General features: G+C 36.1%; 12 protein-coding genes. 4 read left to right on the forward strand and 8 right to left on the reverse strand.

The genetic code is table 11. The features are described 5' to 3' along the window. Window positions 1-5 precede the first annotated feature (5 nt). Together BT999_RS07435 and smpB are read right to left on the reverse strand one after the other, a co-directional pair. A complete protein-coding gene (locus BT999_RS07435) occupies window positions 6-548 on the reverse strand; it encodes an HPP family protein (protein ID WP_072697155.1) in 543 nt (180 codons plus the stop codon). Between the two features lie 66 nt (window positions 549-614). Further along, window positions 615-1,067: an SsrA-binding protein SmpB gene (smpB, locus tag BT999_RS07440; protein WP_072697156.1), complete on the reverse strand. Its 453-nt coding sequence runs from the start codon at window positions 1,065-1,067 to the stop codon at window positions 615-617. Between the two features lie 247 nt (window positions 1,068-1,314). On the opposite strand from smpB, the gene BT999_RS07445 reads away from it, so the two are divergent. Then, complete coding sequence (locus BT999_RS07445) at window positions 1,315-2,601, forward strand: VgrG-related protein (protein ID WP_072697157.1); 1,287 nt, start codon at window positions 1,315-1,317, stop codon at window positions 2,599-2,601. A 66-nt stretch (window positions 2,602-2,667) separates the two neighbouring features. Here BT999_RS07445 and BT999_RS07450 read toward each other — a convergent pair whose 3' ends face one another. From BT999_RS07450 to mqnC, 3 genes are all read right to left on the reverse strand, one after another. After that, complete coding sequence (locus tag BT999_RS07450; protein ID WP_072697158.1) at window positions 2,668-3,243, reverse strand: hypothetical protein; 576 nt, start codon at window positions 3,241-3,243, stop codon at window positions 2,668-2,670. 26 nt (window positions 3,244-3,269) lie between these two features. Continuing rightward, window positions 3,270-4,235 carry a glutaminyl-peptide cyclotransferase gene (locus tag BT999_RS07455; protein WP_072697159.1) on the reverse strand — a complete coding sequence of 322 codons (966 nt, stop codon included), beginning with the start codon at window positions 4,233-4,235 and terminating at the stop codon, window positions 3,270-3,272. 1,319 nt (window positions 4,236-5,554) lie between these two features. After that, complete coding sequence (mqnC, locus tag BT999_RS07460) at window positions 5,555-6,634, reverse strand: cyclic dehypoxanthinyl futalosine synthase (protein ID WP_072697160.1); 1,080 nt, start codon at window positions 6,632-6,634, stop codon at window positions 5,555-5,557. A 440-nt stretch (window positions 6,635-7,074) separates the two neighbouring features. Between mqnC and BT999_RS07470 the strand changes: the two genes are divergently transcribed. Genes BT999_RS07470 through mutM form a run of 3 tightly spaced genes read left to right on the forward strand, consistent with a single transcriptional unit; the run spans window position 7,075 to window position 10,737 of the window. Then, window positions 7,075-8,340 carry a phenylacetate--CoA ligase family protein gene (locus tag BT999_RS07470; protein ID WP_072697162.1) on the forward strand — a complete coding sequence of 422 codons (1,266 nt, stop codon included), beginning with the start codon at window positions 7,075-7,077 and terminating at the stop codon, window positions 8,338-8,340. 7 nt (window positions 8,341-8,347) lie between these two features. Continuing rightward, window positions 8,348-9,826 (forward strand): ChaN family lipoprotein, encoded by a 1,479-nt coding sequence (locus BT999_RS07475; protein WP_072697163.1) that lies wholly within the window; start codon window positions 8,348-8,350, stop codon window positions 9,824-9,826. A gap of 59 nt (window positions 9,827-9,885) precedes the next feature. Then, window positions 9,886-10,737: a bifunctional DNA-formamidopyrimidine glycosylase/DNA-(apurinic or apyrimidinic site) lyase gene (mutM, locus tag BT999_RS07480; RefSeq protein ID WP_072697164.1), complete on the forward strand. Its 852-nt coding sequence runs from the start codon at window positions 9,886-9,888 to the stop codon at window positions 10,735-10,737. Between the two features lie 145 nt (window positions 10,738-10,882). On the opposite strand, the gene BT999_RS07485 is transcribed toward mutM, so the two are convergent. The 3 genes from BT999_RS07485 to BT999_RS07495 all read right to left on the reverse strand — a co-directional run bounded on the left by BT999_RS07485 (window position 10,883) and on the right by BT999_RS07495 (window position 14,843). Continuing rightward, a complete protein-coding gene (locus tag BT999_RS07485) occupies window positions 10,883-11,869 on the reverse strand; it encodes an ankyrin repeat domain-containing protein (protein WP_072697165.1) in 987 nt (328 codons plus the stop codon). A 98-nt stretch (window positions 11,870-11,967) separates the two neighbouring features. Next, complete coding sequence (locus BT999_RS07490; RefSeq protein WP_072697166.1) at window positions 11,968-13,113, reverse strand: ankyrin repeat domain-containing protein; 1,146 nt, start codon at window positions 13,111-13,113, stop codon at window positions 11,968-11,970. Window positions 13,114-13,193: 80 nt separating this feature from the next. Further along, complete coding sequence (locus BT999_RS07495) at window positions 13,194-14,843, reverse strand: ankyrin repeat domain-containing protein (protein ID WP_072697167.1); 1,650 nt, start codon at window positions 14,841-14,843, stop codon at window positions 13,194-13,196. Window positions 14,844-15,012 lie beyond the last annotated feature (169 nt).

The following is a 15,012-nucleotide window of genomic DNA, read 5'->3' on the forward strand; positions in this document are numbered from 1 at the left end:
TAATTTTAACGCCAATATTGCGGATATTGTCTGTTTTTTGAAAGATTAATAAAAATTAAGGCAATCACCATGAGCACAACAGCCCCGATTCCGGCGGGCATTAAAACATAAAGATAACCGAGCTGTTTGATATTTGCCCCGCCGATAACGGCAAAGAGAGCGGTTGCTCCGCCGGGTGGGTGTATCGCTTGAGCAAGTTGCATACATAAAAATGCAGAACTTACCGCCAAACCCGAAGCGAGCCAAATATGTTCTTTAAAAATTAAAGCGGAACTGACTCCGCAAAATGCAGAAATTATATGCCCCAAAACCAGATTGCGTGGTTGTGAAAAAGGTGAGTTTGGCGAGCTGAAAATGATGATTGCCGAGGCTCCGAGCGGTGCAATAATAATTCCGCCATGAGCCAGCGAGCCAAACAAAATAAGTTGAAGTCCGCTTAAACCGCCTATTGCTACAAATAGCCCGATTATAGACCAAAGAAGCTCGTTAAAGTCAGTCGTGGAATGGGTTCTTTTTTGACAACCACGCATTTTTTTAAAAAATTGCATTTTTTATCTCGTCTTGGCTTGAATGGAAAAAATGAAGGGCAAGTTGAATAAAAATAAAGGTGATATTTATATTTCTCTTTCCATATCTCTTTCAATGGCACGGCGTTTTAAAGTTTCTCGTTGGTCATAAAGTTTTTTACCGCGTCCAAGAGCGATTTCAAGTTTTATTTTACCGTTTTTAAAATATATTTTTGTGGGTACTACGCTTAAACCTTTTTGTTCAAGTTTAACCGTTAGGCTGTGGATTTCTTTGTTGTGTAACAAAAGCTTTTTTAACCTATCGGGGTTCTGAGGGGCATATCCGGCGTTGGCGTAAGGGGCGATATGTAAACCGCTCACAAAAGCTTCGCCTTCTTTTATTTCCACATAAGCGTCAGTAAAGCTACACTTTCCCGCTCTTAGACTTTTTACCTCAGGGCCGGTTAAAACTAAACCCGCTTCAAAAAAATCTAAAAGTTCATAAAGATGGCGAGCTTTTTTGTTTTGTGCAATCAAGCTTGAGTTTTTTGTTTTATTCATAATATTACCGTTTGAACCTTAAAAAACAATTTTTTGACAATAGTTTGATATTTTATTGTGTTATTAGTAATAACATCTATGATTTTATAGTATAAATATAGATGGGAACAGTTTTTGCTTGTCGTTGATATTGACGTTTAAGCAAGATACCTTTTATTAAAGAAAAGTTGTAGAGTTATTTTTAAGTATTTAAAATAAATATAGTTGTTACAAAGCGTTAGGCAATAAAGTTAAGGAGTTTTGAGTTATGACATATAATAAAACGATATTTAATATAGAAGGTTTACACCAAAATTTAGCGTCTAAAACGCCAAAAAGATTACCCGGCGGGGTTAGTCCGTCTTCTCGTGCAAATTCTTTTCAACCTAATTCCAATAACTTATTTGCAGATTCATTACAAGAAAACATTCAGGCTTTGAACAATAAAGAAAAGAAAAAGCTTAATACACAACAAGTAATGGCAGAAAAAAACGCCGGTCGCCACTTTATGACCGAACAAATGGTGAGCGATGCAGATGGGCAACGTAAAAACGCTCATTCTCTTTCTACCTTTGCTAAGGTAATGCAGTCAAGCCCGGATCCGTTAAAAACGCTCGATTCTTTGTTTGCCAACCCTGAACTTGCGTCTCAGATGGGTATTGACGATCTGCAATCGGCGGGTTTAAAGCAAGCTCCTTTTTTAAATGCCTTTCATGAAAAATTAAAAAAAGCGGGTTCGGAAAGAAGCGAACGTGGCGAAATGGCGGTAAGAGTCGGACAACACAGACGAACACTCAATAAAAATTCCACTATTCGCAGTGCCTTAAACGATATGTTAAAAAGCACTCAACGTTTTAACCCTGATAGCGATCAATTTCTTGAAGAATTAAGAAATTCACGCGGGGGCATTGGTTCTTTGGCTGCAAAATTTGAATCGGGCAGGGACGGAATAGCCGCTATTGGTTATGACCGTGCCGGCGGAACTTCTTACGGAAAGTATCAATTAGCTTCAAGAGTAGGTAGTATGGACGCTTTTATTGACTTTTTAGATGATGTCGCTCCTGATATTGCAAGCAAGTTGAAAGCCGCCGGTTCGGCAAACACAGGCGGACGCACCGGAAAAATGCCGGCTGTCTGGAAACAAATTGCTAGCAGTGAACCTGAGCGTTTTGAAAATTTGCAAGAGCAATTTATTCAAGCGAGCCACTACCTTCCCGCCCTTGGAGCTATTTCAAAATCAACGGGAATAGAACCTGAAAACATGCCACTTGCCATGCATGAAGTAATTTTTAGTACGGCAGTGCAACATGGTCCTTCTGGTGCAAACAGAATTTTTGCAAGAGCTTTTAATCAAGCCGCCGACAAATTTGAAAATAAAGAAGGCGTAAATATCGCTACAAGTAACGAACTTGGCGAAGCTTTAATCAAAAGCGTTTATAAAATTCGCTCAGGTCAGTTCGCATCTTCTAGTGCCGCTGTGAGGGGTTCCGTGCAAAATCGCTTAAGAAGCGAGATGAACCTTGCCTTGAATATGTTAAAAAGTAATGAGGCGTAAAAGGGTTGTTTCTTAACTTATTGCTATGAATCACAAGCAAACGGTTAAGTCTTTTTACGGTATTATTTATTTGTAATTTGAAAGCAATAAAGAAAGTATCTCTGTCGGTAAACTTAGGGGTTTGTTGTTAACAAGCTCTGCTACTAATTGCGAAGAATCAACGTCCTGTAAAATGACCATGAAAGGTTGGTTTTTTTTCGTCATATCCCACAGCGTAGTTTTTTTAAGTTGATAATTTTGTGTTTTTGAATCTTTTGGAATTAAAAAATACAACCCTATAGTTAAACTGTCGATTTGCATATTGTTGTCAGCAAGCACCTTGCTGTATGCAGAGTCTTTTGGATCTATTTCGATTAGCAAAACAAGCTCTTTTGAGAGAAAATCTTCATTTGTGTTGTTCACTGCTCTGAAACCTATTCTTTGATCTTTAGAAAAAGAATGTTTAGACAGAATCTTTCGCCATGTTTTATTTTTTGCCTCAGGGACAAAGCTTTTCACGGAAGAGCCGAGGAAATTGTTTACGAGTTTAAGTTCTTCTGTGGTTTCATTTGGGTGTAACCTATTTTGGTTGATGTAATACAAACAAACAAGCCCGGAAAACACAAGTAAAATGGTAAAGAGATATTTTGCTGTACTACTCATTAATTCCTCTAATAAAATCTCAAACTTTATTGCACAGACTCTAACACAAGGTTGGGCAAGCTAAGCTCATAACTTTTGTTCCAGAGTTTTCCCGTAACAAAAAGTTTTTGTTTTTCTTTATTCCAAGCGATTCCGTTTAATACCGACGACTCGGCGTTCCAATACATATTATGTTTGTTTTCATTACATTGTTCTTTAAACAGGTCTTGACAATCAAGCCAAGCCATAACGGGTACAAAACCGTCTTTACCGACGTTATTGGGGTCTATTATTGCGATTTTGTTGCTTTTCCAGATATTTGCAAAAATATAACCGTTAATAAATTCCAGCTCATTCAAACAATCAACAGGTTTTTTGTCTTTGGGGTCATAAACGGTAATTTGTTTAATTTGTTCCCAATCAAAGTTTTTATGAACTTTCATTAGTCTTAAAGTCGCTGAACCGTCGCTATACCATAACAATGGTTTTGTGTTGTCTAAATCTGCATTGCATATACCCCAACCTTCGCCGCTTAACGGTTTGGTTTCAATTATTTTAAGGGTTTTGGGGTCTATAATAAAACGTACTTTATCTTGCCAGGTTAAAAGGTGAATATGTCCGTTAAGTTCTGTTCCGCCTTCTGCAAAATATTCTCTTAAACAGCGGTATTCAACTGTTGTACCTGTTTTGGCGTTAATATGATATAAAGCCGACTCACCTTTAAGCCCCGTGCTTTCATATAATTTGTTGCCTATAAAAAAATAACCTTGAGTAAAATGTCTCGCATCTTTGGGAAGTTTTCCGATAACCTTGGCTTTAAAGACAGGTGTTTCAGTATCTTTTTGGGCGGTAACAATTTGATTGAGAACAGAGGTGCTTTTGGGGTCTGCAAAAACTTGTTTATAATCAAAGAATAAAAACGCCATGAGTAGTTGTAAGTAAAAGATGAAAATAAAAGAAAATGAGCTAATCTTTTTCAAGTGTTTGTAATTATGGTTGTTTTTTTTCAACATATTTTACTTCTTTGCTTTGATTTATCAATGGTTTCATTGTTTCCCTTTAAAAATAAAGCATAGCATATATATTGTTATGTTACAATCATATAATTTAAAATATTTTATCTCTCTATATATTATATTGATTTAATTGTTGTTATACCAATTGATAATTCATAAGTCGTTTGCTCCAAAATATAAAGCCAGTTGGGCGATCTGAGCACCCCACATAGTTAATAGATTGCCCAAGACGCTTGAATATTTGGAATATTATTCAAAACAAGACGCGATAAAGCCAAAACCTTTTAAAGTTAATATCACGGGAGTATTAGTTTTTACTGGATTACAAAAAAAAATAAGCTTACTCACGTCATTTGTTAAGATGCCAACATGGAATCGCCGTTAAAAGGAACCATGGTGCGTTTAAACTTTTGATGCCGTTAGGCATCAACTAATGCGTGGTGCGTTAGAGCGTTAGTTTTTGAATAGATTATAATAAATACAAATTTTTATATTTGTTTCACAAATAACTTACGTTTTTAATCGCCGTTAAAAGAAACCATGGTGCGTTCAAACTTTTGATGCCGATTAGGCATCAACTAATGCGTGGTGCGTTTGCGGGTACAGGGCGGCAGCCCTGTTGTGGGGAATGCAAAGGGCTTCACATAAAGCCCGTGCCCGCCGGAGGCGACCAATAAAGTTAATTTCACGGGAGCATTAGGGTTTTTAATAGATTATAATAAAAACAAGTTTTATTATAGGTATATGAGGCGACCAAAAGAGGTTTATTTCACAGGAGTGTAGGGTTTAAATAATAAAGTTATAATAAAAACAAGTTTTATTATAAGTATATGAGGCGACCAAAAGAGGTTTGTTTCGTGGGAGTATGAAGTTTAAATAATAAGGTTATAATAAAAACAAGTTTTATTATAGATATATGAGGCGACCAAAAGAGGTTTGTTTCACGGGAGTATGAAGTTTAAATAATAAAGTTATAATAAAAACAAGTTTTATTATAAGTATATGAGGCGACCCAAAGAGGTTTATTTCACGGGAGTATGAAGTTTAAATAATAAAGTTATAATAAAAACAAGTTTTATTATAAGTATATGAGGCGACCCAAAGAGGTTTATTTCACGGGAGTATGAAGTTTAAATAATAAAGTTATAATAAAAACAAGTTTTATTATAGATATATGAGACGCCCAATAAAGCTAATTTCGTGAGAGTATGAAGTTTAAATGATGAGATTATAATAAAAACAAGTTTTATTATAGGTATATGAGGCGACCAATAAACTTAATTTCACGGGAGTGTAGGGTTTAAATAATAAAGTTATTATACCAATTGATAATCCATATATCTTTGCCTTGGTTCAAAACCTGCGGCAATAATGGTTTTGTGAATGTCTTCTCTGGAGAGTGAAAAAGAAACCCCGGCGGCGGCAACAACATTTTCTTCTATCATTAAAGAACCAAAGTCGTTTGCACCAAAATATAAAGCCAGTTGGGCTACTTGAGCCCCCATTGTTACCCAAGACGCTTGAATGTTTGGAATATTATCCAAAACAAGACGCGATAAAGCCAAAATTCTTAAATATTCCATAGCCGGTGTGGGCGGAACATTAATATTTGTGTTTTCGGCTTGAAAAGTCCAAGGAATAAAGGCGGTAAAACCGTTACTTTTATCTTGGGTTTTTCTGACGGCAAAAAGATGTTCGAGGCGTTCTTCTTTGGTTTCTTCATGTCCAAACATCATGGTGGCTGTTGTCTTTAGACCAAGTTCATGGGCTTCAAGCATGATATTAAGCCAGTCTTGAGCCGGACATTTATTGGGTGAAACTTGTTTGCGAACACGATCAACAAGAATTTCGGCTCCGCCACCGGGAATTGAGTGCAAACCGGCCCCAATAAAGCGTTTTATTACTTCTTTTGTATCAATTCCTTCTTTTTGGGCAAAGAAATATATTTCCGGCGGTGAAAAGGCGTGGATATGAATAGAAGGAAACTCGTTTCGGATATAACTTAACATATCTTCGTAGAAACTTAAAGGCAAGTGAGGGTGATGTCCACCTTGCATTAAAATTTGAGTTCCGCCAAGGGCGATAGTTTCTTCGATTTTTTCCTTAAGCTCTTCTTTGCTTAATACATAACCTTGTTCATGATCAGGCGGACGAAAAAACGCACAAAAACGACAAGCACATACACAGACGTTAGAATAGTTAATGTTGCGGTCGGCAACATAAGTAACGATATTGTTCGGGTGTTTTTTCATTCTGATTTGATGAGCCAAAACGCCCAATAAGTGTAAAGAAGCCTCATTATATAAAGTTAAAGCGTCATTATAGTTAAGACGCTCGTTGTTTTGTATTTTATCGGCAATAGCCAGAACAGAGGGTGTTTCGTTTAAAAAAGACATATCGTTTTTTACCTGTGTTGATTTTATCGCTTGAAAGAAAGTTATTAATAAAGGCTATTGCAAAACTCTTTTTTGCGTGGTTTTGTCATCGTTTTATGTTCTGTATGTTATAGCATAAAACGTTTTAAGGCACAAAAAACACTACGAGATTATTCTGCAATAGTCTATAATAACAGTTTTATAAAAGTTCTGTCAAATCATGCTACTTGGTTTTAAAATTGTTTTATATTTTTTTGTGTTCTCGGTGGAAACAGTTTTTAAGGCTGTTTTGTTGTTATCTGTTTTGTATATAACATTTTTATTTTATTTATTATGTACTAATATAAAGTTAATCTTTAAATTTATGTTTGCAACCCGTTTAGACTCTTGCAAAAAGCGTTAAGTATTGCTACAATTCTAAAATTAAATAATAGTGTCTTATTTTATATTGGAGAAAATTAATGACCCGCAAAGATCGTACAGAAGGTATTTATAGTCGCCGTGAGGTATTAGACGAAAGTGAGCGTAAACAATACTATTTAATTCAGCTTAAGGAACTTTTGTCTTACGGCTATCGTTATTCTGAAGATGTAAAAAAGCGTTTTGATCGGGCTCAGTTTAATGTAGAAAAATTTAAACAGTTGTCAGACTTAAAACATATTCCTATTTTAAAGAAAAAAGAATTGATTTTTTTACAGTCGATGGGACCTCGCCTTGGGGGATTATTGACTAAGGATATAGGAGAGTTAAAACGTATTTTTCTTTCTCCCGGTCCTATTTTTGACCCTGAAGACAGACACGATGATTATTGGGGATATACCGAAGCTTTTTATTCTATCGGTTTTCGCCCCGGTGATGTTGTTCAAGTTACGTTTAACTACCACTTGTCTCCGGCTGGTTTAATGTTTGAAGAGCCACTACGCAACCTTAATTGTGCCGTTATGCCGGCAGGGCCGAGTAACGTGGCAACTCAGCTTGACGTAATGCAAAAACTCAGAGTCTCCGGCTATGTCGGAACTCCAAGTTATTTGATGCACTTAGCTCAAAAAGCCGAAGAAAAACGCCTTAATCTCAGAAAAGATTTATTTTTGGAAGTTGCTTTTGTTACCGGCGAAAAATTTTCTGAAAAAATGCGTTCTCAACTTGAAAAAATGTTTGATATGGTGATCCGCCAAGGTTACGGAACGGCTGATGTTGGTTGTATCGGCTATGAATGTTTCCAAAAAAACGGACTGCATATTTCTAACCGTGTTTACGTTGAAATTTGCGACCCTGATACCGGAATTCCGCTGAAAGACGGTGAAGTCGGCGAAATTATCGTTACTGCTTTCAATAAAACTTATCCTTTAATTCGTTTGGCGACGGGCGATCTTTCTTTTATAGAACGAGCTCCTTGTACTTGCGGACGCACTAGCCCAAGGCTTGGTAATATTGTCGGGCGTGTTGATACAACTGCAAGAATTAAAGGTATTTTTGTTTATCCACATCAGGTTGAACAAATCTTATCTAAATATGAAGAAATTAAACGTTGGCAAATTGAAGTTACTAACCCCGGTGGTGTTGATGAACTTACTTTATGTGTTGAAGCCAGCACCTTTAAACGTGAAGATGAATTGTTACATACTTTCCGTGAAAAAATTAAATTAAGACCTACTTTGAAAGTTTTGGCTCCGGGTTCTTTACCTGTAAATTCAAAACCTATTGAAGACAAGAGAATTTGGGATTAATAAGTTTATGTTAGGCATAAAAAAACTCATCAATAAACACGAGCCAATAAAAATTTTCTCCGATTTTTTCGTACTGTTGTTTTTATTTTTGTTTTTATTGATGAGTGGTGCCTGTGTTAAAACTTCCAATAAAAATCTTGAGGCGTTAAGCCAAGAGGTTTCGCCAGTTCCTTATACCGAAGAAACGAATAGATTTTATGATGCAAACGGCAATGAACTCAGTTTTGATAAGCTTCTCTCAGAGTTAGTCAAAGCTGATTATTTATTGATTGGTGAACGCCATACTTCATTGGAACAACACAAAGTTCAAGGTTTGATCATAAAAGCATTGTCAGAAAAAATTAAAGCTTTACCCGTTGAAAATAGTGATTTTTCAAAGCTCTATTTGGCTCGCATGGGTATCGGTCTGGAAATGTTGCCCTTTAATGAAAATCAAAGGCTCTATAAAATTTATCGTAAGGGTTTGAACGGTAAAGCTCTTTCTCTTGAGGCGTTTTCAGAAAAAATAAACTGGCTTGAAAATTGGGGTTTCCCTATAGAATATTATGCGAGTCCTTTAAACTTTGCACTTACAAATAATATTCCGCTTTTTGGTTTAAATGCAAATAAAAAATTGCTTCAGGCAGTAAGAGAAAGCGAACCAAAGGCAATTAACCAACTCTCAGACAAAGAAAGACAAAAACTTGGCTTAACTAAAGGCATGTTTGTTCCGAATATTATTCCCGTTGGTGAAGCTCAAAAAGGCAAGTTAAAAGAAATATTTAATGCTCACCCTATGACTTTGGCTATGGCGTTGACTATGGCGTCGGCTCAAAATAAAAAAGAAAATACCGAGAACAAGGCTACTTTGATTGAAAGCGAAGAAAAGTTTTTGCGTTTTTTAAAGATACAGGCGTTTTGGGATACCTTTATGGCTCATCAAGCAATTGACGCAAAACAAAAATTAGAAAAAACCTTGGTTATTTTGGTTGGTGCCGGGCATGTTGAGTATGGGCTTGGGATAGCAAAACGTATTCACGAATTGCAACCGGAGGCAAAAGTTTTAAGCATTTTACCTTTGCAAAAAGTTATTCATCAGCCTAACGGTGGTTTTAGCCCTTATTTTCCTGAAAAAATGCAAGTAAACGTTGTGCGAGAAAACGGACAAGAATTAAAAGAAAATGTTTCCGCCGCTGACTTTTTTGTTTTGACTAAGGCAGACCCCTTGCCTGTTATGCCACAAGGGCGTTTAGGTATTAAGTTTGAATTGCAAACAAACAACGCAAAAACAAATAAAATTTTCGTGAAAGAGGTTTTACCAAATTCACGAGCGGAAAAAGCCGGCGTAAAAAGCGGAGATATTTTATTAAAGATCAACAAGAAAACAGTTAACAACTTGGAAGATATTCATAAATTTGGAAGAGCCGCCTTTCAAAACAAAGAAGCTTTAAGTTTAGAATTAAAACGCAATCAAAAAACAATTAAGATTGTTATTCCAAATAGTTAAAGTTTTATAACCAAATTTTATAAAATTTACTTTGAACAATTTTACCCAATATAAAAAAAATGCCTGAATTACCCGAAGTAGAAACGATTGCCCGTGGTTTACGTTCTGAATTGTTAAATGCCCAAATTGTTAAGGTCAATATTGTTGACCCAAAAGTTTTAGACGAAGCAAGCCTTAAACTTGTTCCGCTTATAGAAAATACAAAAATCAGCGGAATTTATCGTAGGGCTAAACTACTCTTGCTTGAACTGGAAAATTTACAAAACCAAGAGCCTTTGACTGTTATGGCGGGTTTTCACTTGAAAATGACAGGGCGACTTTTACCTGTGGCGTTTGATGAAACACCGCATAAACATACACGTTTGTTTTTTGACCTAATTACTGAAAATAACGAGAGAAAACGTTTGTTTTTTGATGATATGCGTCGCTTTGGTTATTGTAAGTTTGTTTTACCGAGCGAGCTTCATACTTGGAATTTTTGGCATAAACTTGGTTTAGAACCTCTTGAAATAACAAATAAAGATTTTGCCTCTGCCTTTTTTGGGCGTAAGGGAAAAATTAAAGCCTTGCTATTAAACCAAGAAATTATTGTTGGTATAGGTAATATTTATGCCGATGAATCTTTGTTCCAAGCTTCTATCAAACCTGATACCTTGGTGCAAAACTTGACAACAGCAGAGTTGTTTACCTTGCATGATGTTTTGGTAGAAATTTTAAAAGAGGCGATCAAAGGGTGTGGCAGTTCGATTAAAGATTATAGAACCGCAGGCGGAGAACCCGGAGCTTTTCAAAATAAATTACAGGTTTACGGAAAAGCAGGGCAGCCTTGTCCAAAATGCAATACCCTTTTGAGTTCAATGAAAGTTGGCGGACGCAGCACGGTTTATTGTTGTAATTGTCAAACGAAATAAAGAAGGTCGCAAACGTTTATTTTGCGTTCTTTGGCATAGTAACTTTTTGATTTCATGAGAGTAAAATCATAAAAAAATTAAGGTGCTTGCCCTGATAAGGCTAAAATTTTAATACATTTTGAAACATAATTTGAAATAAAACTTTTTAGTTACAACCGCTAGAATTTGCACCGGCATTGAGCAAGGCTTCAATTGCTTCGGTATTATTTTTGTCTTGAGCCACTTCTAATGCCGAACAGCCCATTTGATTTTTAAGATTTACATCAGCCCCGGCTTTAATTAATTCTTTTAGCATATCAACTTTTTTCTTGTTGCTTGCTGCAAACATTAATGCCGTAACTCCGTGTTCTTCTTGGGAGTTTACGTTTGCCCCGGCTTTGATTAAGGCTCTTGAAACTTCTATATCCGCATTGTCAATTATAGTTCGCATTAACGGCGTTACACGGTTTGCTTGGTTAACGTCCAAACCCGCTTTAATTAAAGCAATAGCCACAGCAGGGTTTTTATTATTGCTAATCGCAACCAACAAAACATTATCGCCATATTCGGTTGTAACGCTTGTATCTGCTCCGCTTTTGAGTAAAGTTTGAATAACAGCAGGGTCTTTGTTTACTTCGGCGGCCGCTATAAGAGCCGTAATTCCTTTTGGTGTTTTGTAGTTTACATTTGCCCCGGCTTTAATGATTGCTTGAATAATACTTAAATCTCGCTCTTTCACTATCGCCATGAGTAACGGCGTTGCCGCTCCGTCGTCGCTTTTGGCGTTTACCTCTGCCCCGGCTTGAATTAAGCGAGTTATAAGTTCCAAACTATTCTGGTTATTTAACGCCAACATCAATGCAGTTATACCATTTGGGCCTTTAATATTGACATCAGCCCCAGCTTTTATAAGTTCTTTTATTATTGCTTCAGAGTCTTGTTTGTTATCCACTGCCAACATCAAAGGTGGCACGCCCCAAAAACTAGCTTTAGAATTTACATCAGCCCCGCTAGCAATAGCTTTTTTGACTTCTTCTAACGTACCATTTTCACACAATTTTGTAAATTCATCTGCACTCATGGAAAAAGCAGAAACGGAAAATAAAAAGTTACTCAATAATACAAAAGTTATAATCTTTAAATATTTTAACATATTATAATCCTTTTATAAAGTTCATGGATAAAAAATGTTTAGTGTAAACAATAAAATAAACCGATAATTCAATCAACTATCTGTCTCATCTAATAATTTTATTTAGCCCCAGCTTTGGTTAAGAATTCCACAGCTTGAGTATTATTTTTTAATTTCGCTATATCTAAAGCAGTATAGCCATTTTTGTTTCTAAGAGTTATATCAGCCCCAAACTCAATAAGTGTGGTTATTACTTTGGGTTTTATAAAAAGGCTGACATTGGCTTCTTTAGGTTGATCTTCCTGATACTCATCGTCTGAATAAAGAAAAGTATCGCTATAATGTCCCATTGCAAGCATTAAAGCTGTATTTCCATTTTTGTCTTTAGCGTTTATATTCGCTCCGGCTTTAAGCAATTCAGTTGTTACGGTTGGATCAGGGCGTTGCACGGATAACATTAGAGCTGTTTGTTCATAGAAATTTCTGACATTTACATCTGCACCTAGCTGTATTAAAATCTTGGCGACTAAAAAGTTTTTGTTAAAAGCCAATGCCTGTATTAATGCTGTGTTGCCTTCGTTGTTTTTAACAGTCAAATCAGCCCCAGCTTTGACAAGTGCTACAATAACGTTTTGGTCAGTATTCCCACTGGCTGCACGTATTAAAGCAGTAAAACCAGCTCGATCTTTTAAATTAACATTAGCTCCAGCTCTTATTAGTTCTTTTATTATTTGAGTTGGCTGGTAGTCTGCTGCCATCATTAAAACTGTTACACCCTTTTCCTCTTTAGCATTTACGTTCGCCCCAGCGTCTATAAGTGTTTTTATTATTTTATAGTTCGAGTCATATCTGTTCATCGCAAACATCAAAGCTGTTTGACCATCGTTGAGTTTTGCATTGACGTTTGCACCAGCTTTAATAAGTTCATTAATAATATCAGGATTTTTAACTAGATATGCAGCAGCCATCACAGGGGTAAACCCGTCATTGCCTTTAACATTAACATCAGCCCCAGCTTTTATAAGAGTTCTCATCACCTCAGGGTTAAAATATGGACTAGTTAATGTTTTTATTAAAGCCGTATAACTATTTTTATCTGTAGCATTGACATCAACGCCGTTAGCTATAACTTTTTTGACGCCTTCCAGATCGCCTCGTTCGGATAATACAAGTAACAACTCTTCGTTATTAGAGCTGTAAGCAGGGATATACAAAAATAAGCTGAACAATAAAGCAAATACACTTATATAAAAACGTTTTAACATGTTTAATGATCCAAGGTTTATAAATTAAAGGTTAGTAAAATTGTTCATGATGCTCAATAGTTATATTTAATTTAATAATTTTATTTTGCCCCGGCTTTGGTTAAGAATTCCACAGCTTGGGTATTATTTTTTAATTTCGCTATATCTAAAGCTGTTTGACCCTTGTTGTTTTTAAGGTTTAAGTTAGCCCCGTTAGCTATAAGCAATTTGATGAGTTCCAAGCGTTGTTGTTCATCTTGTTGAGGGCTGGCAATTTCTGAAGAGTTTAAGTTTTGACAGGCGTAATGTAAAAGATTATTTTTATCACCCATCGTTATATATGCAGAGGGATTACACAAAGGCATTAAAATATCCATAATGCTACTTAAAGTTTGGTCGCTGGCTTCGGGATTTCCTAATTTATCTATTCTCTTGGCGTTAACTAAGAACATCAAGGGGGTTGTTCCGTCGCTATTTTGTGCGTTAACATCTACCCCCGCCGAGATAAGTCTTTTAATAATAACTGCGTTGCCATACTGCCTCACAAAGCCAAAAAGAACAGAGCCACCCTTTGTGTTTTCACGGTTAAAACCCATTTCAACAGCGAGCTTTAGTGCTTCGGGTTTTAGTTTCATTGCTCCATTAAACAACATGGAGCTACTAATACTAGCAATATAATAATCAGAAAGATAAGCCGAAGGATTGTTTTCCGTATAAGCACGCACACGCATCAAAAAATCAGTGTTGTTCCAAGCGATTGATAACATTTGGTCAAGAAGTGAGCGTGCTTCCTCGTCGCCTTTTAAAGCAAGGGCGTGATAGTGAGAAAATATTTTCATTAACTCATCAAGGTTGCCATGATTGTTTAGGTAATATGCAAAATCACGAAAGATGTCTTGATCATCAAGTATCTTTTCCGAAAGAAACTCATCTAATCTTAAAATTGAACCATTTTGTTTAAAACTGCTAACAAAATCTTCATGTGCGGTAGTATATCTATTACAATGTGTTATTAGAGTTTGAATAAAAATTTTTGCACGTTCGGGCTGATTGTTTTTAAATAAGCCTTCTATCTCAGCCCCATATTTTTTCGAACATAAAAATGGCTTTTCTTTAAAAGCAAGCTCAAGGTCTTGTTCGCTGGCTGTTCCCGAAAAAAACTCGGCAGGCGTTGCCTCTATTTTTGCTTCGTGTGTTGTATGAACATGTTTTTCGTAAGTCTTAATCAGCAATAAACCACCAACAGAAATCAATATAATTATTAGTCCTGCAATACGAAATTGAAAAATAGAAAAAGACCGTGCAGACGTTGGTGTTTTATAATCAGGCGGGGAAGTTTTTACCTCTCGATTAGGGGACAAACTTGGTTCATTTGGGGAAGGTGTTGAACTTTGTTCATTAGAATCGCTTGCTTGTTTTGTTTTTTTACGAAAAGGTGATTTAAGCGGTGTATCAAAGAAAAAACTGACTAAAGCAACCGTGAGCGTTCCAACGAGCATAGATAAGCCCAATAAGAGTGTGGAACCCACAACCCCGATAGGCACGGTAATAAGGGGCAAAAAGGTTTCAATAAAATCACCTTGATAAGAATCGGGAGTCAGTTTGTCCCAGATCATATCGTTTCCGATTAAAAACAACACTAACGCAGGAATATAACAGGCAACAAAAATAAAATCTCTGGAATTAAAAAACCTGCCTGAAACCAGCAAGAACATGCCTATAACAGAAAGAACCAAAAGAGCGAGTATCATAAGGTTAACATCTTTTCTTTATGAGTTTGTTTGTTATTAAAGTTGGGTTTTAATTTGCAAAACAGGCAAAAATTTCAATATGTCAATTAACAAAATGTGATAAAAAATAGTTAAGTTGCAAAGTTGCTGTCTGTTTTCAAAAGATAATTATAATTTAAAGTGCATATCA

This window comes from Desulfovibrio litoralis DSM 11393, assembly GCF_900143255.1.
Classification (GTDB): Bacteria; Desulfobacterota; Desulfovibrionia; order Desulfovibrionales; family Desulfovibrionaceae; genus Frigididesulfovibrio_A; species Frigididesulfovibrio_A litoralis.

Excerpts from the sequence above, each read along its gene's own strand:
- BT999_RS07490 (WP_072697166.1), bottom strand. The coding sequence starts at position 13,113 with ATGTTAAAACGTTTTTATATAAGTGTATTTGCTTTATTGTTCAGCTTA.
- BT999_RS07450 (WP_072697158.1), bottom strand. The coding sequence starts at position 3,243 with ATGAGTAGTACAGCAAAATATCTCTTTACCATTTTACTTGTGTTTTCC.
- BT999_RS07495 (WP_072697167.1), bottom strand. The coding sequence starts at position 14,843 with ATGATACTCGCTCTTTTGGTTCTTTCTGTTATAGGCATGTTCTTGCTG.
- BT999_RS07475 (WP_072697163.1), top strand. The coding sequence starts at position 8,348 with ATGTTAGGCATAAAAAAACTCATCAATAAACACGAGCCAATAAAAATT.
- BT999_RS07455 (WP_072697159.1), bottom strand. The coding sequence starts at position 4,235 with ATGTTGAAAAAAAACAACCATAATTACAAACACTTGAAAAAGATTAGC.
- BT999_RS07445 (WP_072697157.1), top strand. The coding sequence starts at position 1,315 with ATGACATATAATAAAACGATATTTAATATAGAAGGTTTACACCAAAAT.
- BT999_RS07470 (WP_072697162.1), top strand. The coding sequence starts at position 7,075 with ATGACCCGCAAAGATCGTACAGAAGGTATTTATAGTCGCCGTGAGGTA.
- mqnC (WP_072697160.1), bottom strand. The coding sequence starts at position 6,634 with ATGTCTTTTTTAAACGAAACACCCTCTGTTCTGGCTATTGCCGATAAA.
- smpB (WP_072697156.1), bottom strand. The coding sequence starts at position 1,067 with ATGAATAAAACAAAAAACTCAAGCTTGATTGCACAAAACAAAAAAGCT.
- BT999_RS07435 (WP_072697155.1), bottom strand. The coding sequence starts at position 548 with ATGCAATTTTTTAAAAAAATGCGTGGTTGTCAAAAAAGAACCCATTCC.
- mutM (WP_072697164.1), top strand. The coding sequence starts at position 9,886 with ATGCCTGAATTACCCGAAGTAGAAACGATTGCCCGTGGTTTACGTTCT.
- BT999_RS07485 (WP_072697165.1), bottom strand. The coding sequence starts at position 11,869 with ATGTTAAAATATTTAAAGATTATAACTTTTGTATTATTGAGTAACTTT.